Source organism: Streptococcus sp. 29892, assembly GCF_032594935.1.
Lineage (GTDB): Bacteria > Bacillota > Bacilli > Lactobacillales > Streptococcaceae > Streptococcus > Streptococcus hyiners.
Genome location: NZ_CP118734.1, coordinates 1,361,796 through 1,380,186, shown reverse-complemented (window position 1 = coordinate 1,380,186; position 18,391 = coordinate 1,361,796). Strand labels below are relative to the sequence as shown.

18 protein-coding genes are annotated in these 18,391 nt (G+C 44.4%); 15 read left to right on the top strand and 3 right to left on the bottom strand.

Annotation, left to right across the window (positions count from 1 at the left end; translation table 11 throughout):
- The first annotated feature begins 9 nt into the window (after positions 1-9).
- The gene (locus PW220_RS06900; RefSeq protein ID WP_248049522.1) at positions 10-1,404 is read left to right on the top strand and encodes an amino acid permease; all 1,395 of its coding nucleotides are present in this window, start codon (positions 10-12) and stop codon (positions 1,402-1,404) included.
- Positions 1,405-1,453: 49 nt separating this feature from the next.
- Here PW220_RS06900 and PW220_RS06895 read toward each other — a convergent pair whose 3' ends face one another.
- Positions 1,454-1,756, bottom strand: a complete 303-nt coding sequence (locus PW220_RS06895; protein ID WP_172029316.1) for a hypothetical protein — start codon at positions 1,754-1,756, stop codon at positions 1,454-1,456.
- A gap of 187 nt (positions 1,757-1,943) precedes the next feature.
- Between PW220_RS06895 and PW220_RS06890 the strand changes: the two genes are divergently transcribed.
- Entirely contained in the window at positions 1,944-2,687 is a 744-nt protein-coding gene (locus tag PW220_RS06890) for a polyphosphate polymerase domain-containing protein (protein ID WP_248049524.1), read from the top strand.
- Complete coding sequence (locus PW220_RS06885) at positions 2,674-3,351, top strand: DUF4956 domain-containing protein (protein ID WP_248049526.1); 678 nt, start codon at positions 2,674-2,676, stop codon at positions 3,349-3,351. The genes PW220_RS06890 and PW220_RS06885 overlap by 14 nt, the downstream gene beginning before the upstream one ends.
- Before the next feature lie 48 nt (positions 3,352-3,399).
- Here PW220_RS06885 and PW220_RS06880 read toward each other — a convergent pair whose 3' ends face one another.
- Complete coding sequence (locus PW220_RS06880) at positions 3,400-3,882, bottom strand: NUDIX hydrolase (protein ID WP_074391859.1); 483 nt, start codon at positions 3,880-3,882, stop codon at positions 3,400-3,402.
- A gap of 167 nt (positions 3,883-4,049) precedes the next feature.
- Here PW220_RS06880 and folE point away from each other — a divergent pair, with 167 nt between their 5' ends.
- The 7 genes from folE (at position 4,050) to PW220_RS06845 (ending at position 13,592) form a co-directional block, all read left to right on the top strand.
- Complete coding sequence (gene folE / locus PW220_RS06875) at positions 4,050-4,613, top strand: GTP cyclohydrolase I FolE (protein WP_014637826.1); 564 nt, start codon at positions 4,050-4,052, stop codon at positions 4,611-4,613.
- Positions 4,614-4,621: 8 nt separating this feature from the next.
- A complete protein-coding gene (gene folP, locus PW220_RS06870; protein ID WP_248055042.1) occupies positions 4,622-5,434 on the top strand; it encodes a dihydropteroate synthase in 813 nt (270 codons plus the stop codon).
- Positions 5,427-5,789, top strand: coding sequence for a dihydroneopterin aldolase (gene folB, locus PW220_RS06865; protein ID WP_105118113.1), 363 nt, complete (start codon positions 5,427-5,429; stop codon positions 5,787-5,789). The genes folP and folB overlap by 8 nt, the downstream gene beginning before the upstream one ends.
- On the top strand, positions 5,786-6,286 hold the full coding sequence (gene folK, locus PW220_RS06860; protein WP_248055043.1) for a 2-amino-4-hydroxy-6-hydroxymethyldihydropteridine diphosphokinase: 501 nt from the start codon (positions 5,786-5,788) through the stop codon (positions 6,284-6,286). Before folB ends, folK begins: the two co-directional genes overlap by 4 nt.
- 23 nt (positions 6,287-6,309) lie before the next feature.
- Complete coding sequence (locus PW220_RS06855; protein WP_248055044.1) at positions 6,310-7,620, top strand: GntP family permease; 1,311 nt, start codon at positions 6,310-6,312, stop codon at positions 7,618-7,620.
- Positions 7,621-7,763: 143 nt separating this feature from the next.
- The gene (locus tag PW220_RS06850; protein ID WP_248055045.1) at positions 7,764-12,290 is read left to right on the top strand and encodes a pneumococcal-type histidine triad protein; all 4,527 of its coding nucleotides are present in this window, start codon (positions 7,764-7,766) and stop codon (positions 12,288-12,290) included.
- 135 nt (positions 12,291-12,425) lie between these two features.
- The gene (locus PW220_RS06845) at positions 12,426-13,592 is read left to right on the top strand and encodes an MFS transporter (protein ID WP_248055046.1); all 1,167 of its coding nucleotides are present in this window, start codon (positions 12,426-12,428) and stop codon (positions 13,590-13,592) included.
- Positions 13,593-13,690: 98 nt separating this feature from the next.
- Here the strand turns inward: PW220_RS06845 and PW220_RS06840 are convergent, their stop codons facing one another.
- Complete coding sequence (locus tag PW220_RS06840; RefSeq protein WP_044688996.1) at positions 13,691-13,861, bottom strand: DUF3042 family protein; 171 nt, start codon at positions 13,859-13,861, stop codon at positions 13,691-13,693.
- 68 nt (positions 13,862-13,929) lie between these two features.
- Here PW220_RS06840 and miaA point away from each other — a divergent pair, with 68 nt between their 5' ends.
- Genes miaA through PW220_RS06815 form a run of 5 tightly spaced genes read left to right on the top strand, consistent with a single transcriptional unit; the run spans position 13,930 to position 18,362 of the window.
- Positions 13,930-14,814, top strand: a complete 885-nt coding sequence (gene miaA, locus PW220_RS06835; protein WP_248049535.1) for a tRNA (adenosine(37)-N6)-dimethylallyltransferase MiaA — start codon at positions 13,930-13,932, stop codon at positions 14,812-14,814.
- Entirely contained in the window at positions 14,807-16,057 is a 1,251-nt protein-coding gene (gene hflX, locus PW220_RS06830) for a GTPase HflX (RefSeq protein ID WP_015646651.1), read from the top strand. Before miaA ends, hflX begins: the two co-directional genes overlap by 8 nt.
- Positions 16,041-16,670 carry a cystathionine beta-lyase gene (locus tag PW220_RS06825; RefSeq protein WP_248049536.1) on the top strand — a complete coding sequence of 210 codons (630 nt, stop codon included), beginning with the start codon at positions 16,041-16,043 and terminating at the stop codon, positions 16,668-16,670. Before hflX ends, PW220_RS06825 begins: the two co-directional genes overlap by 17 nt.
- 10 nt (positions 16,671-16,680) lie before the next feature.
- Complete coding sequence (gene rnz, locus PW220_RS06820) at positions 16,681-17,610, top strand: ribonuclease Z (protein WP_105110466.1); 930 nt, start codon at positions 16,681-16,683, stop codon at positions 17,608-17,610.
- Entirely contained in the window at positions 17,607-18,362 is a 756-nt protein-coding gene (locus PW220_RS06815; protein ID WP_248055047.1) for an SDR family NAD(P)-dependent oxidoreductase, read from the top strand. The genes rnz and PW220_RS06815 overlap by 4 nt, the downstream gene beginning before the upstream one ends.
- The last annotated feature ends 29 nt before the right edge of the window (positions 18,363-18,391 follow it).

Here is an 18,391-nt window from a genome sequence, read left to right as displayed (position 1 = left end):
GAGTAACTTGTGAATTTATTTAGAAAAAAACAAGCAAGTGGACGGAGCAGTTATATGCGGCGCCACTTGGGCTTGGTGGATTTGATTTTATTAGGGATTGGTTCCATGGTGGGAACGGGAATTTTTACGGTCACTGGCCTAGCGGCGGCGCAATATGCAGGTCCAGCTTTGATTATATCGATTGTAATTGCCGCAGTTTCTGTTGGTTTAACGGCCTTATTTTACGCTGAATTTGCCTCTCGAATCCCGACAAACGGTGGGGCCTACGGCTATCTCTATGCGGTATTTGGTGAATTTCCTGCCTGGCTTGCAGGTTGGTTGACCATTATGGAATTTTTGACAGCAGTGTCCAGTGTGGCATCGGGCTGGGGTTCTTATTTGAAAGGTTTGTTAGCTAATTTTGGTCTTGCTCTGCCAACGGCCTTGAATGGCACTTTCAATCCAGCTCAAGGAACCTATATCGACCTTTTACCAGTCTTGGTGCTGATTTTCGTGGTTGGTGTGGTTCTACTCAATTCCAAGGCTGCCCTTCGATTTAACTCGGCTCTAGTTGTATTGAAATTTTCAGCATTAGCTCTTTTCATCCTTGCTGGGCTCTTCTTCATTAAGCCTGAGAACTGGTCCAATTTTGCTCCATTTGGTTTTGGGGCAGTCTATGGTGGTCAGGCTGGTATTATGGCAGGGGCTTCTCTGATGTTCTTTGCCTTCCTTGGTTTTGAGTCTATTTCCTTGGCGATTGATGAAGTCAAAAGCCCTGAGAAGAATGTACCAAAGGGAATTGTATTGTCCTTGTCTATCGTAACCATTCTTTACATAGTCGTGACCTTGGTCTTGACCGGAATGGTGCACTATAGCAAGCTTAATGTAGCGGATGCGGTTGCCTTTGCTCTTCGTGAAGTGGGCTTGGGCTGGGCAGCAAGTTATGTATCTGTCGTAGCTATCTTGACCCTGATTACGGTATGTATTTCCATGACCTACGCCCTATCTCGTATGGTTTACTCCATCAGCCGTGATGGGCTCTTGCCTAAATCGCTCAGCCAATTGACAGCGACTAGCAAGGTTCCTAAAAATGCGACTATTTTAGTGGGTATCTTTGCGGCAATCTGTGCAGGAATTTTCCCTCTGGCTAGTATTGCCAGCTTCCTCAATATTTGTACCCTAGCCTATCTGATTATGCTGGCCCTTGGCCTTATCCGCTTGCGTCAGGTTGAAGGTTTACCAAAAGAAGATCAATTCAAAACGCCATTTGTACCAGCTTTGCCAATCCTCTCTATCATCATCTGTCTGTCCTTTATGTTCCAGTACAGTTTGGATACTTGGATTGCCTTTGGAGTGGCGCTCATCGTAGGAAGTTTGATTTATCTTTTCTATGGATATAAACATTCGGAAGTTCATTCCAAATAAGCAAATTAAATATAGTAAAAAGAGATGGTTCTGTGCCATCTCTTTTGCTTTACAAAATAAAGGGTTCGATTTTTAACTCTATCTTATCTCCGTACTTAGCCTGCAAATCGTCTGCAAGAGGATGATAGAGAGTTCGTAATTGTTCAATCTTGTCTGGGAACTGCTTGCCAACGTAGTCAAATTTACACTCAATGGTTAAAAAGAGTTGATGGAAGAGTTCGTTGATCTGGTTCAGGCGGGCAATCATCTCTTCATCTTCTTTCAGAAAATCTGGAATTTCTGAGCGATTGTTGACAAAGCCGTCGATGAGTTTTACGGGGAAAGAGCCGTATTCTAGGACAAATTCGTACATAGGGTTCTCCTTATCATTGTTAGGACTATTGTAGCATAGTTTGGAGTGTGACAAAAGGATTTCAATTCTATTGCTGTTTAAGTTTTGTTTAACATTATTTTTAGTTTCGTTTAAAGGTTGACCGTTAAACTAAGGACTATAAACGAGGCAGGTAACTGCCAAGCACTTGAAATAAAGAGGGAAAAAGATGAAAACTAGAATTGTACAAAAACAATTTAAACGCATTGAAACAAAATACATCGTTGATAAAGAAACATTTGTACTACTCGAAAAGGATTTGCAGCAACACATGGTTTCAGATGAGTTTGCGACTTCGACTATCACAAATGTCTATTTTGATAATGAAGATTTCGACATGATTCAAGACTCCATTGCCAAGAAAAATGGGCGTGAAAAAATCCGAATGCGGATCTACGATGCCCAGCCATCTGCAGGTAGCCAGGCCTTTCTAGAAATCAAGAAGAAAGAGAATAAAATCGGCTATAAGTATCGCTTGACTTCTAATCCTTTGTCGGTAACCAACTATATCGAAAAAGGTGTGATAGATCAGACCATCACAGATGAAATGGTGACGTCTGAGTTGGAACGGTTACGTGAACGTTATGGAGCCATCAAGCCGATGATGTATATCTATTATGACCGTGTGTCCTATAAAGGTATTGAGGACAAGAAAATTCGTTTAACCATTGATAAAAATTTGCTTTATCGTCATTACGAGGTTGCAGCAACAGAAGGGAAATTTGGAGAAGCTCTTCTAGATCCCAACAAGGTCATTATGGAAATCAAGGTACCAGAGCAGTTGCCAGACTGGTTGTTAGCCTTGTTAGAAAAATACCAGCTGGAGAAGCAATCATTTTCAAAATATGGAAATGCCTACAAGCTGGCCCATCAAATGCGCAGAGAGGAAGTAGCCCTACATGCAATTGTTTAATAGTATCTTTTCAACATCAAATAACCATATTACCCTAACTCAGATGTCCCTGATTTTTGGTGTCAGTCTTGCTATGGGTGTGCTCCATGCAGCTGTTTATAAATACAAATCTAATTATACTAAGGAATTTGTTATTAGCCTCAGCCTGATGCCTGCCCTAATTGCTGTTATTATCGCCTTGGTCAATGGAAATTTGGGAGCAGGTGTGGCGGTGGCTGGGACCTTCAGTTTGATTAAGTTTCGTTCTGCCGCAGGTTCATCTAAGGAAATGCTAGCCATTCTATTGGCCATGGCCATTGGTCTGGCAACGGGTATGGGTTTCCTTGGACTTGCCGTTTTTATGACCCTAGTCTTGTCAGCCTGTATCTTGATTTTTGAAAACATTGGTTTTGCCCAGGTTAATCAGAACCGCCGCCATCTCCTAGTGACTGTACCGATTGAGTTTGACTATGATCAATTTTTTGAAAATCAATTTGGTAGTTCTTGTAAACAAGCAGACCTCATTTCCCTCAAATACAAGCAGAAAAAAGAAGCCCTTGTTTTAGAATACCAAGTTCTTCTGGAAAAATCAGTGACGGACAAAAAACTGGTTGATACCATCTTAACCGCTGGACCCCTAGATGTTATTCTGAACAAGCAAATGCCTAAGAAAAAATATTTATAAAATCAAAGAAGCCCTGGATTTCCAAGGCTTTTTTCCATTTCATAGAAACTATTCTTCATAAAAATCAACACTGTAGTCCAGCAATTTGTCCCCATCATAGCGGAAGCAGGCAGAGAAAAAGGGGCGGTTTTCCAAGAGCCATTCCTGAAAATGCCGGTCACCCTCCCAGGTGGGCTTGGACAGAACTTGGTCATAAGGAACCCACTCCAAATCGCCCTCGTTGCAGTCTATCAGACTTCCTTCAAAGCCGGTAATTTTGAAGACGTAGGTGTACCAGTCTGTGTTTGGGGTAAAGTCTGGGAAGGTGATGACACCTTTGAGGGCATGCTTGGTGACTGTCAGACCTGTTTCTTCAAAGACTTCTCGAATAGCACAGGCTTGCGGTGTTTCTCCAGGTTCCAATTTGCCACCCACCCCAATCCATTTACCTTGATGGACATCGTTTTCCTTTTTATTTCGATGAAGGAGGAGAAATTCCTTGCCGTTATCAATGTAGCAAATAGTAGCGAGTTGAACAGGTTTTTTAGTCATGGTGGCTCCTTGAAAATATTTTCCTTCATTATACCATAAAGTTCCTTGTATGAGTATGTCAGCCTTTAATCTGACAGGGGACAGTTTTTGTATGAGAATACTGAAAGCCCTTTTCTGAAAAGGGAATTTAGGGTATAATAAGAACATCAAACTATTTAAGGTGTATTATGTCAAAACAAGAACAAATCGAACAAACCATTTATCAATTATTGGAATTACTAGGTGAAGATCCGAATCGTGAAGGGCTCTTAGATACGCCTAAGCGGGTCGCTAAAATGTATTTAGAAATGTTTAACGGCTTAGAAGAGGATCCAAAAGACCAATTTACTGCTGTTTTTTCAGAGGGACATGAGGAAGTGGTCTTGGTCAAGGACATTCCCTTCCACTCTATGTGCGAACACCATTTAGTGCCTTTTTATGGCATTGCCCATGTAGCCTATATTCCTAGCAAGGGTCGTGTGACAGGTCTGAGTAAGCTGGCACGAGCAGTTGAGGTTGCAAGTCGCCGTCCCCAGTTACAAGAACGCTTGACCCATCAGGTTGCGCACGCCCTTCAAGATGCTTTGGATCCAGAAGGTGTTTTTGTCATGGTAGAAGCAGAACATATGTGTATGAGTATGCGTGGTATTCGCAAGCCAGGTAGCAAGACGGTGACGACTGTTGCCCTTGGCAAATACAAGGAAGACGCCATCTTGCGCCGTGAACTCTTGTCCATGATCCACAATAAGTAGGAGGTCCTATGTCTATTCAAGACTTAACAAATCAAGTGACTATTATGGGAATTCTCAATGTGACGCCAGATTCTTTTTCTGATGGTGGTAACTATAATGAAGTAGAAGCAGCCCTGGTTCAGGTTGAAAAATTATTAGCAGACGGTGCGACCGTCATTGATGTTGGTGGTGAGTCCACTCGTCTAGGTGCAAGCTTTGTGTCGGAAGAAGATGAAATTGCTCGCGTAGTGCCCATTATCCGCGCTATCAAAGAAAACTATGACTGTCTAGTCAGCATCGATACCTATAAAACAGGCACAGCACGTGCAGCCTTGGAAACAGGCGCAGATATTTTAAATGATGTCTGGGCGGGTCTTTATGATGGGGAAATGCTAGCCCTGGCTGCGGAGTACAAGGTACCAATTATTCTCATGCACAACCAAAAAGAAGAAAGCTATGAAGATGTTGTTGTGGAGGTCAAAAACTTTTTAGCTGAACGAGTTCAAGCTGCTTTGGATGCTGGTATAGCTGCAGATCAGATTTGGTTGGATCCAGGATTTGGCTTTTCAAAGAATGTCCAACATAACCTTGATCTCTTACAAGGTTTGGAACAGATTACTGGTCTTGGGTATCCTGTTCTTTTTGGAATTTCCCGTAAGCGTGTGGTAGATTATCTGCTCGGGGGAAATAGCCTGCCGACTGACCGCGATCAAGCAACGGCAGCCTTGTCTGCCTGGGCAGTTCAAAAAGGCTGCAAAATGGTCCGTGTCCACAATGTCGCTGCCAACCGTGACGTCGTTAAGGTTTGGGACCAATTGACTTCTGGAGGTCAACATGGATAAGATTTCTCTTAATAAATGCCGTTTCTACGGTTACCATGGGGCTTTCAAAGAAGAACAGGTTCTTGGTCAAATTTTCACAGTTGACTGTGATTTGTTTGTTGACCTGGCAGCAGCTTCCCAAACTGACAATTTAGAAGACACAGTTCACTATGGTATGGTCTTTGAAACCATTAAAGCAGTTGTGGAAGGTAAGCCCTATCGCCTGATCGAAAAGGTAGCCGGTGTCATCTGTCAAGAGATTTTTGACCAATTTCCAAAGGTGGAGAAGGTTCGCTTGGCCATTTACAAGGAAAATCCGCCCATCGCTGGACACTATGATTCTGTCGGAATTGAATTGGAGCGTGAACGACCATGAAGCATCTAGCCTATCTCAGTATCGGTGGGAACATGGGCGACCGGCAAGCCTATTTACAGGCAGCCCTAGACAAATTAGCCAGTCATCCAGGTTGCCAGCTTGGCTTAGTTTCCAACATTTATGAAACACCAGCTTGGGGCAAGACGGATCAGGCTGATTTCCTCAACCTTGCCTGCCAGGTTGAAACAGATTTGTCTGCCCAGGAATTTTTAACTTTCTGCCAAGAGATTGAGCAGGACCTTGACCGCGTACGGATTGAAAAATGGGGCCAACGCACCATTGATTTGGACATTATTTTTTGGGATGATCAAGTGATTGAGGAAGAGAACTTGCAGGTTCCCCATCCCTATGCTCATGAGCGGGCATTTGTGCTTTTACCGCTGACTGATATTGCGGCCGATTACTATCATCCTGTCTTGCAAAAGACAGTTGCAGAATTATTGCTCCCCTTGAAAGATGTAAAAGATATTAAAAAATTGAAGATAAAAATGCAATAATATAGAAAAATAGTAGGAGAATTATGGAAATTTTAGCGATTTTAGGAGTTTTATTGGCTGTTGTAGCCATTATTTATTTAACGTCAAAGAATTTACATGTCATTGTGGCAGCGCCGGTAGCTAGTTTGATTATTCTGCTGACCAACCAGATGAATGTGTTAGAGGTCATGTTGGGACAGGAGAAGTCCTACATGACAGGCTTGGCAGGTTTTTTAATCAATAACTTTGCAATTTTTATGCTAGGCTCTATCTTGGCCCGTTATATGGAGGCAAGTGGGGCTACCTTGACCATTGCTAATAGCATTTTAAAATTAGTGGGGAAAGATAGTCCTTATAAGGTCTTGCTAGCTTTGGCTCTCATTACAAGCATTTTGACCTATGGTGGTGTCAGCATTTTTGTTGTAATATTTACTCTTTTGCCTCTATCACGTCCTCTTTTTAAAGAGTTAAATATCAACTGGGCTCTCTTCCCACTACCAGTCTTTATGGGTGCTAGTACCTATACCATGACAACCTTACCAGGTACGCCGTCTATTCAGAATGTGATTCCGACTAAGGTATTGGGAACAAGTTTGACAGCGGCTCCGTTTATCAGTTTGGCTGCTAGTTCAGTTCTCTTGCTCTTTGGCTTGTTTTACATGGGCTACTGTCTCAAGAAGAGCTTGGCAAATGGAGAAACCTACACGGAGCATGTTGACGATGTAGTTGTGGACTTAGATACAAAAAGACCAAACCTCTTCTTCTCGGTCTTGCCCTTGCTTAGTCTGATTGCCACAATCTTCCTTTTGAATAAAACTCCGAATGTTTTGGTCATTGGCTTGTTGGTATCTATTGTTTTATCAGCCATCTTATTCTATCCTTACCTGCCTAATCAGAAGGAACTTTTGAATTCAGGGGCAACTGCTTCCATTGTTCCGGCCTTTGCCACATCTAGTACGGTGGCATTTGGTACTGTCTTGACCTTGTCAGCTGGTTTTGCAGTTATTCAGGAGTGGATCCAACAAATTCCGGGTTCGCCTTTGATTAGCTTGTCTGTGTCAACAGCCTTGCTCAGTGGTATTATTGGTTCCTCATCAGGTGCGGTTGGTATCGCCACAAGTAATTTCTTGCCTGCCTATTTGGAAATGGGGATTGACCCGGAAATCCTTCACCGTGTGGTCGTAGTGGCTTCAGCTATCCTAACAGTTGTACCACAATCGGGTGTCATGATTACCTTCCACAATCTGTCCAAGCTAAGTATGAAGCGTGGTCTTAAGTATTCATTTGTACTGGTGACTGTCGGACATATCTTGGCACTCATGGTTGTTTTAGCCTTGGTAGGCCTACTTTACTAGAAGAATTGAGAAAGAACTTTCTTTGGAAGGTTCTATTCTTTTGGCGTAAACTTAACCGGATTACAATTAACTGGTTGACTAATTGCGTTAAAAATTATATACTTTACTGGTAAAATACTTGTTATCTATAGAAGGAGAGTATTGTGAAGAAGAAACGAAATCTTGCCTTGACAGGCATTACCCTCTTGTGTAGTTTGACCTTGTTGGCTTGCCAGCAAAAGCAAGCTCAACAAGTTGCTAGTGAAAAAGTAAAGCAGGAACAGGTTCAGAAAGAGGAAATAGTCTATGTTGTTGCTGAGTTAACAACGGATGGTTATGTCCTTATTCACGGTGACCATCAGCACCTGGAAAAAGGTTCGGTTCCCTATGATGCCAAGTTTTTGAAGGAAACCTTGTTAGAGGATAAGAACTACCAATTCAATGAAAAAGATGTCTTGTACAAGGTACGGACAGGTTATATCATTCAAGTGAAGGGCAAGGTCTATTATTATCCTAAGAAGACCGGAGATGGTCTTGTCACTTTAGAGGAGGCGCGGAAATTAACGGCAAATAATCCTGAACATGACCACCATGGACACGATCACAACCATGACCATGCTCATGAAGAGCAAAAACAGTCATCGACCAATCTAGTAGGTGTAGCTGGGATTGATAGACCAACCAGCGACGGTTTTTTATTGAGCGATGCCAAGCAAATTTCAAGCAAGACGGATACGGGCATTATCGTTGAGCATAATGGTCACAGTCACTTTATCTTTTATGGTGACTTGAAAGGCAGTAAGTGGGAGTACCTTATCCCAGCTGGAGCTGATGTGACCAAGAAGCAGGAAAATAGTACATCTAGTCAGTTATCCAGTCAGGCTGATCAGGACCATTATCAATTCAACCCTGCTGATATTGTAGCTGAGGATGCTAATGGCTATACAGTTCGCCATGGAGATCATTACCATTATATTTTGAAACAAACTGTCGGTGGAAGTGTGGGAAATCCTGTTCATACAGGTGCTAGCCAGTTTGCTAGTTCGAAAGCGGTAGCACCGGTTATGCAAAATCACTTGGTGACTTTACCTGTTTCCCCAATAGCTAACCTACCAGTTCCAGTAGTTACTGCAGGTGCTAATGAAGCAGCGTCTGTGGTTTCTCGTCAAGGGATTGCTGGGATTGACTATCCGACCAGCGATGGCTTTCTCTTTGATGGAAGTGGGCTTATCGGTCAGAATGCGGTTGGTCTGCTCATTCAACATCAGGGGCATATCCACGTTTTGCGTAGGGAGCAAGTGGCAACTTCTAAGTGGGCTTATTTGCTAGAAGATCAATCTAGTCAAGCTACTCCAATTCAACCACTTCCAGCAGTCCTCACCGATGTGGTTACAAAACCAGTGGAAAAAACGGAAGTAGTAGCCGTTCCAAGTACCTCCAGCCAATCACAAGCAGCAAGTCCAGCACCTGTTGCTCCTGCAGAGGCGACTGTGGCGGATGAGGTCACAGCCAAACGGAACTACCTGGCCCAAGCCCTCGGTTTGCCAGTCAATTCCATTACCCTTTTGGATACGCCACAAGGTCAGGCCTTTATGTATCCCCATGGTGACCATGACCATTTGGTACTCTTAAAGAATATTGACCTGACAAAACCTTTTGAAAGTGAAGAAGAGGAGCATTCTCCAAGCTCGCCATCAGCTAGCGAAACGACTTCGTCTAGCTCAGAACAGCCAACAAGCTCCAGCTCCACAAGTTCAACTACTGGTAGCCAAGAAACAAGTGAGCCAGAAGCATCAACCACAACCAGCCCATCCTTGTCAGAGGTGGCTGAAGCGCCTAATTCAGCAGCTGTTGCTCCGACAGCGGAGGTTGTGGTGGATGAGGTCACAGCCAAACGGAACTACCTGGCCCAAGCCCTCGGTTTGCCAGTCAATTCCATTACCCTTTTGGATACCCCACAAGGTCAGGTCTTCATGTATCCCCATGGTGACCATGACCATCTGGTACTCTTGAAGAATATTGACCTGACAAAACCTTTTGAAAGTGAAGAAGAGGAGCATGGTGATCATTCTCCTAGCTCTCCATCTACTAGTGAGACGACTTCATCTAACTCAGAACAGCCAACAAGCTCCAGCCCCTCAAGTTCAACTACTGGTAGCCAAGAAACAAGTGAGCCAGAAGCATCAACCACAACCAGTCCATCCTTGTCAGAGGTGGCTGAATCGCCTAATTCAGCCCCTGTCACTCCTGCAGAGGCGACTGTGGCGGATGAGGTCACAGCCAAACGGAACTACCTGGCCCAAGCCCTCGGTTTGCCAGTCAATTCCATTACCCTTTTGGATACGCCACAAGGTCAGGCCTTTATGTATCCCCATGGCAACCATGACCATTTGGTGCTCTTGAAGAATATTGACCTGACCAAACCTTTTGAAAGTGAAGAAGACTTGGAAAGAAAAATTGAATATATTTCCAAGGTCTATGGTGTGCCAAAAGAAGCTATCCGGGTTTCTGATACCACCTTTAGTTTCAACGACCCAAGCCATGCTTATGATCCGACCCATGTCCATCCTTATGTGATTTTACGGTCCATGTTGATTATCCCTGAAGTGACTGGTGATCCGGAAACGGACTTTGAAGCGGAGCTTTTGGCGGTTGCTAAGCGGACAGGTATCGCACCGTCTAAACTCATCATTCGTGACAAGAAATTCATCCTGCCACATGGGAGCCATGACCATGTTTTGCATATTCAGGCTGTGGAGGGCATTGAGCCATATCTTGCCAATAAATTGCCAGCTATTTCAGGTAGCTATCAGGAAGGGGAATTTGACCGAGCAAGTGTGGATAGTCAGCTTGAAAGTTTGCGTCAAGTGGCAGCTGAAAAGTATGGGACAAGTAGCAAGGAATACCGTCGTATCGAGCGGGCTTTGGACGATTTTGCCAGCAATTTAGATGACCTGGTAACCAATTCGACCAAGGGCTATCTAGCTATGTTGGAGCAATTTGAAAAGGTTCATATCTTAAAAGAAACTACTAGCAATACAGAGGAACAAGTAGACCCACTCTATCAATCTGTACTTGAACAGATTCGTTTGCTTGATACCAGCAACCTACCTGTCAATAAGGATGATTTGACCAATCAGCTCAACCAAGCCAGTCAGGATAAGGACAGACAGGCCTTGCTTAACCTAGAACACCTCTTGCAAGAATTGAAACATTTCCAGGACCGCCCTGATATCACAGCTATGGAATACATGGATTACTTGCTCAGTCAGTTGGAACAGCCGTATTTACCAGCTGATTTGCAAGAAAGATTGGCAGGTAGCTTAGATCGCTTGTTCCAGGCGACCTTGGGTGGCAATAGTTCCATCAAGCCATTGGACTTGTCCAAGGAACTGGTTGACTTGAAAGTTGCACTCCATTTGGCCAAGGCAGCTAATCAGACCTATCCTATCCAAACCAGTCCTGCCTCTGAAAAATTACAGGAAAACAGGGCATTCATGGAGGCATTTGTGGGAGATATCCGTGAGATGTTTACTAGACAGATGACCTTCCCTGAAATTGTGGAGAAAGCAGAGCATGAAACTTCAATAACCTCTCCTAGTCAGGTGACGGATAATCAGACCTATCAAGAGCTACTGACTTTGCTTAGACAAACAAATCTAACTGGCACCCAGACCTCACAAACCGCCTGGGTTGAGCGGATTAACCAGGCAAGCTTGAAGGGGGATGAGCGTGAGTTAGCAAGTATTTCCCATAGTTTGAAGGAAATTCAGCACTTCCAAGACCGAGCAGAAATTCGTTTGATGGAATACATGGATTACTTGCTTACTCATATTGACAGCCCTTATCTTCAAGCACCTACTCGTCAGGAAGCGGCTCGCCTCATCAATCAAATCTATGGTTTGGTTGTGCGAAGGGAATTGGCAACTAGTCCAATTTCTTTGGCAGAAGACTTAATTGCCAGCAGTATTGCCGTTGCCAATGATGTAAAAAGGCAAATCAATCAGCAGCTTGAAATGTCAGATGACTATGGAATCATGCAGATGAACCGTCTAGAAATGAATATGTTTGTCGAAGGAACTAGAGATTTCTTTGTCAATCCGTTAAGTTTGCCTGAGGGAGTTCTGGTAAAAGCGGGGCAGACAAGTCCTGTTCCAGCAATTGAAGAAGGTGTAGGGGTAGCCAGTCCAACCAGTCAGGATAGACCGGAAAGTTCATCTAGTCCAATCCATGACCATGAAAGTGGCAGCAAGGAGGAAAGCCCATCCAGTTTATCACAAGCAGTTGAAGAAAACTCTTCGTCAGAAACTGGCTCAAGCTCTGAACAAGCAATCAGTCCTACAGAGCTTGTTGAGGCAGAAGTTACCGCACCAATAACTGTCGAAGGTGCAGAAGAGGAGAGTGTTTCAAATAGCTCAACAAACCCAACAGAAGTGCAAGAAATTCCTTCAGTAACGGATGAAACAACCAGTGGACCAGTTTCAGAACCTACAGACACAGCTGTAGAAGAACAAGTTTTGCCTAGTGAAACTCCAGAGGAGGAAGAAGTGGAACTATCCGATGAAGACCTAGAATGGCTGTCTGATATTTTCGGTGAATTTACAGGTTCAACTTCCGAAGAGGAAAGTGAAGACATCGGCTTGACCTGGAAACCGCTAGGGAGCTTCGATTTCAACTCTTTTGATGAATAATACCTAATAAAAAATGTTAAAACCATGGTCTGACCATGGTTTTTCTTGAAAAAATAAAAATAACTTTCTATCATTTGTCAAGTGTGATATAATCAAAATTACTGAAATCCGAACGATTTTATTTGGGAGAAAATAATGAAGAAACAATCACCGTTTATCGTAGCAGGTATTGTCATGCTGGGTGTGGTCATGCGCGCCCCCTTTACAGCCCTTCCTGCTATCTTGACAGATGTAGCTGCTGGTCTGGGAGTAGAGGTCAGTTCTCTAGGTATCTTGACCTCTATTCCCTTGATTATGTTTGCCCTCTGTTCTTCCCTAGCTCCTCGCCTAGCTGCTAGATTTGGTATGGAGAAACTCATGGCCATGGTCCTCTTGGTCATGGTTGTTGGATCAGGGATGCGGGTACTGAATCTACCTGCTTTATACATAGGTACTATGCTTGTTGGAGCTACTATTGCCTTTATCAATGTTCTCTTGCCCAGTCTGGTCACGGCTAATTTTCCTAAGAAAATTGGTTTTTATACCACCATCTATATTACCTTGATGGGAGTAGCTGCGACGGTGGCTGCTATGGTCGCGGTTCCTATCGTATCCGCAAGCTCTTGGCAAACATTTATCCTATTGATAACAGCTATAGTCTTGTTAGCCTTTCTGCTCTGGTTACCCAATATTCGTAATAATCATCGTTTTGAAAACCAAAAACAGGGCCAGCAGACCCGGTCTATTTGGAAGAATAAAGCTGCCCTTGTCTTCCTACTCTTTGGTGGTCTACAATCTGTTCTCTACTATACAGAGATTACCTGGTTACCGACCATTTCCCAGTCAGTTGGCTTCAGTAAGGCTGAGGCAGGCTTGATGGCAGGTTTCTTTAATATGACTGCCATCCCTATGTCCATGATAATCCCAGCTATCCTTTCTCGTCAGACCAAGGAAATGCGCCGCAATATTATGTTGTCTACTTCCTCAGCTACCCTTCTAGGTCTTGCTTTGCTGGCTGTTCTACCTAAGCATTTTATACTCTGGACAGCCCTGCACATCATTTTGAGTTTCTCGAATGCAGCTCTTTTCCCTTATATGATGTTGGGCTTTACCCTGAAAACCAGCAACAGCCAGGCGACTGCTCAATTATCAGGTATGGTGCAGACTGGGGGCTACCTTATTGCTGCCTTTGGACCAGGTTTATTGGGATACAGTTATCCACTATTTAATAGCTGGCTCCCTCTTATCATGGCACTAGCCCTTGTGACCCTAGCCATGATGTGGACTATCGTATTGATTGAAAAAGAAGATATTATATTATAAGTGAAATCTCTTAGAAAGCTTGTTAATTGCCTTTTGGAAATAGCAGAGCTTCTAAGGGATTTTTTGGTAAACAAAAAAGCTGGATAGTTACCAGCTTTTTAGTGTGCCACACGGCGACGTGCAGCTTTTTTGCGATTTTCTTCGATGAAAGCTTCTTTCTTTTCTTCTGGTTCGATGATTGTTTTATGAACGGTGAAGATAGCACCTGCCGCGAGAGCAACCGTAGAAAGAACACCCGTCAAGAAACCTTTGCCAAAACCTTTAGCCATAGTGAATTCTCCTTTACTTGTGTTATAATAGATTTTAGCGAAAAAACAAAATATTTTCAAGGAAAAAGATGAAAACTAAAGTAATTGTGGTCATAGGACCAACAGCGGTAGGAAAAACTGCCCTTGGCATAGACTTGGCCCAGCGCTACAATGGAGAAATTATCAGCGGTGATAGCCAGCAAGTCTATCGCAAACTGGATATTGGTACGGCAAAAGCTAGTCCTGAAGAGCAGGCTGCTGCGGTTCATCATTTGATTGATGTCCGAGATGTGACCGAGGGCTATTCGGCTTATGAATTTGTAGCAGAAGCCAGGGCCCTGATTGCTGACATTAAAAGTCGTGGCAAGTTGCCTATTATCGTGGGTGGGACAGGGCTTTACATTCAGAGCTTGCTTGAAGGCTACCACCTGGGCGGTCTGGTTGACCAGGAGCAAGTTCTTGCTTATCGGGCGGAACTCGACTGCTTGTCTGACGAGGATTTGGAAACAATGGCAGAGCAGGTAGGTTTGACAATCGAGGGAAACAGCCGACGGAGAATCATTCGTGGGTTAGAGTTGAAAAAATTTGGCAAAAACTTAGAAAATACAGAGTCAGGATATGAGCCACTTTACATCTGCCTGACGGATGACAGACAGGTCCTTTACGACCGCATCAATCAGCGCGTGGATAAGATGATGGCGGCGGGCTTACTAGATGAAGTCAGCTGGCTCTACCAAGAACACCCTCAAGCCCAAGCTGCTATGGGAATTGGCTACAAGGAGTTTTTCCCTTATTTTGCAGGTGAGCTTTCGCTAGAAGAAGCAGTTGATAAGGTCAAGCAAAATAGCCGCCGCTTTGCCAAACGCCAATTGACTTGGTTCAGAAATCGCATGCAGGTTCCCTTTTATTCAGTAGGCGAGCCAGATTACAAGTCGCAGATTTTCACCGCCGTGGAGGAATTTTTAAATGATTGAAACCCAGAAAGAACAAGAACGTGCCCTCCTGGTTGGAGTGGAACTACAGCAGACAGATAATTTTGACATGTCCATGGAGGAGTTGGCAAGTCTTGCTAAGACGGCTGGCGCTCTGGTAAAGGGAGTCTACACTCAAAAACGTGAAAAATACGACAGCAAGACCTTTGTCGGCTCAGGGAAACTAGAAGAAATTGCCCAGATGGTCGAAGCTGACGAAATTGATACCGTCATTGTTAACAATCGACTGACACCTCGCCAGAATGTCAATCTGGAAGAGATTTTAGGAGTAAAAGTCATCGACCGTATGCAGTTGATTTTGGATATTTTTGCCATGCGGGCACGGAGTCACGAAGGAAAACTGCAGGTTCACCTAGCCCAGCTCAAGTATATGTTACCTCGTTTGGTTGGTCAGGGGATTATGCTTAGCCGTCAGGCAGGGGGAATCGGCTCTCGTGGACCAGGTGAAAGCCAGTTGGAGCTCAACCGACGGAGCATCCGCAACCAGATTCACGACATTGAACGCCAACTCAAAACGGTGGAGAAAAACCGAGCGACTGTCCGTGAACGCCGCCTGCAATCAGGCGTCTTTAAGATTGGCTTGATTGGCTATACCAACGCTGGTAAATCCACTATCATGAATGCCATGACCGACAAGCGACAGTACGAGGCCGACGAACTCTTTGCCACACTTGATGCCACGACCAAGCAGATAAACTTGGCTGACAAGTTCAACGTGACCTTGACCGATACGGTTGGTTTCATTCAGGACCTGCCGACTGAGTTGATTTCAGCCTTCAAGTCCACCTTGGAGGAGTCCATGAATGTGGACCTCTTGCTCCATGTCATCGACGCCTCTGACCCCAATCACAGTGAGCAGGAACAGGTGGTCTTAGACATTCTCAAGGACTTGGATATGCTGGACATTCCTCGCCTGGCTCTGTATAACAAGCTGGACAAGACCGATGACAGCTTTACCCCAAGTCAGTTTCCTCATGTCATGCTGTCCGCTAAGGATGAAAATGCCAAAGGCCATATACAGATGATGGTCTTGGCCAAGATTAAGACCATGTTTGAACGATTTGAGGTCAGGGTGCCACTTGCTGAATCTTATAAATTGCATGATTTGGCCACTCTGGCTCTGATTGAAAATCGGACTTATGAAGAGGATGTGGAAGTGGTATCAGGCTATATCGCTTCCAGCAATAAATGGAAGTTGGAAGAATTTTATGACGGATTATCTTGATTTGGCAATCAAATACGGTGGCTTTACCAGTCTTGACAAGGTCTATCTGGCGAATAAATTAGCTGGTATGACTGACCAACAAAAACTAGATTTTATCACGCCACCGCCTTCAGTTATCAATGCCTATTTTGCGGAAATCTACCAGAAACAAGGGGCAGAAGAGGCGACGGACTATTATCTCACTCTATCTCAGCAGCTCTGCCTTTTTCCAAAAGAACCCAGCTTTGCTGAAGACAAGCCCTTTGTCCGCCTGAATTTATCTGGTAAGTCTTTCGGATTTGCCTATGTGTCGGCTGACGGTCTGGCCCAGGTTTTTTCGGAAGGTGTAGAGGAAGTGACAGGAAGTTTGCTCTTTGAAATCGCCCAAGTCTTTCCCCACTATGTCGTCTTTGTGGAGGAGGGCAAGATTTTCATGAAAGTCAATCCCTTTGAGGAAGCCAAGTTAGAGGAAGTTGAAACAGACTACCTTTTGACCCAAGTTGCGACAGCAGAGGGCTTGGTCAAGATTTCAGGTCTTAATCAGGAAGAAGTGGTGGAAGTGGCGGAAGGTTATTCTGGTCAGTATTACTATGTCTGGTCGGGTCGCTCTGCAATTTTATATATAAAACATTAGAAAGTAAACAATGCAAATTCAATTTTTAGGTACGGGGGCGGGTCAGCCCTCCAAGGCAAGAAACGTGTCCAGCTTGGCCTTGAAACTCTTGGACGAAATCAATGAGGTCTGGCTCTTTGATTGTGGCGAAGGAACGCAAAATCAAATCCTTGAAACAACCATTCGTCCGCGCAAGGTGGCTAAGATTTTCATTACTCACCTGCATGGCGATCATATTTTTGGTTTGCCCGGGTTCTTGTCCAGCCGTTCTTTCCAGTCTAGTGAGGAGCAGACGGATATTGAAATTTATGGTCCGACGGGCATTCGTTCCTTTGTCTTGGCCAGTCTGAAAGTGTCAGGTTCCCGCTTGCCTTACCGCATTCATTTTCATGAGTTTGACGTAGAGACAGTTGGCAAGGTTCTTGAGACGGACAAATTTACGGTATTCGCAGACAAGCTGGATCACACGGTGCCATGTGTCGGCTACCGCGTCATGCAAAAAGATTTGGAGGGAACGCTGGATGCGGATGCTCTCCGTGCGGCCGGTGTACCCTTTGGTCCCCTCTTTGGAAAAATCAAAAATGGCGAGAATATTACCCTAGAGGACGGTCGTGAAATCATTGCCAGTGATTATCTATCGCCACCACGTCCGGGTAAGGTTGTGACAATCTTGGGAGACACACGCAAATGCCATACCAGTGTGCGACTTGCGGTCAATGCGGATGTCTTGGTCCATGAGGCGACCTATGGTAAGGGCGATGAAAAGATGGCGCGTCGGCATGGACATTCAACCAATATGGAGGCGGCAGAAGTGGCGCGTGAGGCGGGAGCCAAGCGACTTTTGCTCAATCATATCAGTCCGCGTTTCTTGGCCAAGGATGTTAGTCAGCTACGACGCGATGCTAAGACCATTTTTGAAGAAGTTCATGTGGTCAAGGACTTGGAGGAAATTGAACTATGAGAACCATTTTGATAACAGGCGCATCAGGTGGTTTGGTGCAGGAAATGGTTCCCCTCTTGGCAGATGATTTTCTGATTCTGCTGGGTCGCGACGTGGACAAAATCGAACAACTCTACGCCTATCATGAGAAAAAGGCTGTGTTTGATGTGGATATTCGTGACGAGGCGACTCTGACGGCTTTCTTTGAGGAGCTAGATAGCCAGTATGGGCAGATTGATATTCTGGTTAATAATGCTGGCTATGCGATTTACGATGATTTTGAGAATTTCTCTAGCCAGCAGGTCCAAGCTATGTTTGACATCAATACCTTTGCCCTCATTACTCTATGTCGGCTGGTTGGCAAGCGGATGAAGGCTAGAAAGTCTGGTCAGATCATCAATATTGTCTCCATGTCTGGTCTAGTAGCAACGGCCAAATCATCCGTTTATTCAGCAACCAAGTTTGCTGCTATTGGTTTTTCAAATACGATACGGCTAGAGTTAGCTAAGTATGGCGTTGCGGTGACGACAGTCAATCCAGGTCCTATTGCGACAGGCTTTTTTGACCAAGCGGACCCAGATGGATCCTATCAAGAGAGTGTGAAAGCCTTTCTCTTACAACCCGATTACGTTGCCAAGAAAATTGTCGCGGCTATGGGAACCAAGAAACGTGAGGTCAACCTGCCTTGGTCACTAGCTCTCGCTCATAAACTTTATACCCTTTTTCCATGCCTGTCGGATTACTTAGCTAGTACTGTTTTTAATTTGAAATGAACAGATTTTGATAAACTGTATAACCTAGT

Excerpts from the sequence above, each read along its gene's own strand:
- PW220_RS06895 (WP_172029316.1), bottom strand. The coding sequence starts at position 1,756 with ATGTACGAATTTGTCCTAGAATACGGCTCTTTCCCCGTAAAACTCATC.
- PW220_RS06890 (WP_248049524.1), top strand. The coding sequence starts at position 1,944 with ATGAAAACTAGAATTGTACAAAAACAATTTAAACGCATTGAAACAAAA.
- PW220_RS06885 (WP_248049526.1), top strand. The coding sequence starts at position 2,674 with ATGCAATTGTTTAATAGTATCTTTTCAACATCAAATAACCATATTACC.
- PW220_RS06880 (WP_074391859.1), bottom strand. The coding sequence starts at position 3,882 with ATGACTAAAAAACCTGTTCAACTCGCTACTATTTGCTACATTGATAAC.
- folE (WP_014637826.1), top strand. The coding sequence starts at position 4,050 with ATGTCAAAACAAGAACAAATCGAACAAACCATTTATCAATTATTGGAA.
- folP (WP_248055042.1), top strand. The coding sequence starts at position 4,622 with ATGTCTATTCAAGACTTAACAAATCAAGTGACTATTATGGGAATTCTC.
- folB (WP_105118113.1), top strand. The coding sequence starts at position 5,427 with ATGGATAAGATTTCTCTTAATAAATGCCGTTTCTACGGTTACCATGGG.
- folK (WP_248055043.1), top strand. The coding sequence starts at position 5,786 with ATGAAGCATCTAGCCTATCTCAGTATCGGTGGGAACATGGGCGACCGG.
- PW220_RS06855 (WP_248055044.1), top strand. The coding sequence starts at position 6,310 with ATGGAAATTTTAGCGATTTTAGGAGTTTTATTGGCTGTTGTAGCCATT.
- PW220_RS06845 (WP_248055046.1), top strand. The coding sequence starts at position 12,426 with ATGAAGAAACAATCACCGTTTATCGTAGCAGGTATTGTCATGCTGGGT.
- PW220_RS06840 (WP_044688996.1), bottom strand. The coding sequence starts at position 13,861 with ATGGCTAAAGGTTTTGGCAAAGGTTTCTTGACGGGTGTTCTTTCTACG.
- miaA (WP_248049535.1), top strand. The coding sequence starts at position 13,930 with ATGAAAACTAAAGTAATTGTGGTCATAGGACCAACAGCGGTAGGAAAA.
- hflX (WP_015646651.1), top strand. The coding sequence starts at position 14,807 with ATGATTGAAACCCAGAAAGAACAAGAACGTGCCCTCCTGGTTGGAGTG.
- PW220_RS06825 (WP_248049536.1), top strand. The coding sequence starts at position 16,041 with ATGACGGATTATCTTGATTTGGCAATCAAATACGGTGGCTTTACCAGT.
- rnz (WP_105110466.1), top strand. The coding sequence starts at position 16,681 with ATGCAAATTCAATTTTTAGGTACGGGGGCGGGTCAGCCCTCCAAGGCA.
- PW220_RS06815 (WP_248055047.1), top strand. The coding sequence starts at position 17,607 with ATGAGAACCATTTTGATAACAGGCGCATCAGGTGGTTTGGTGCAGGAA.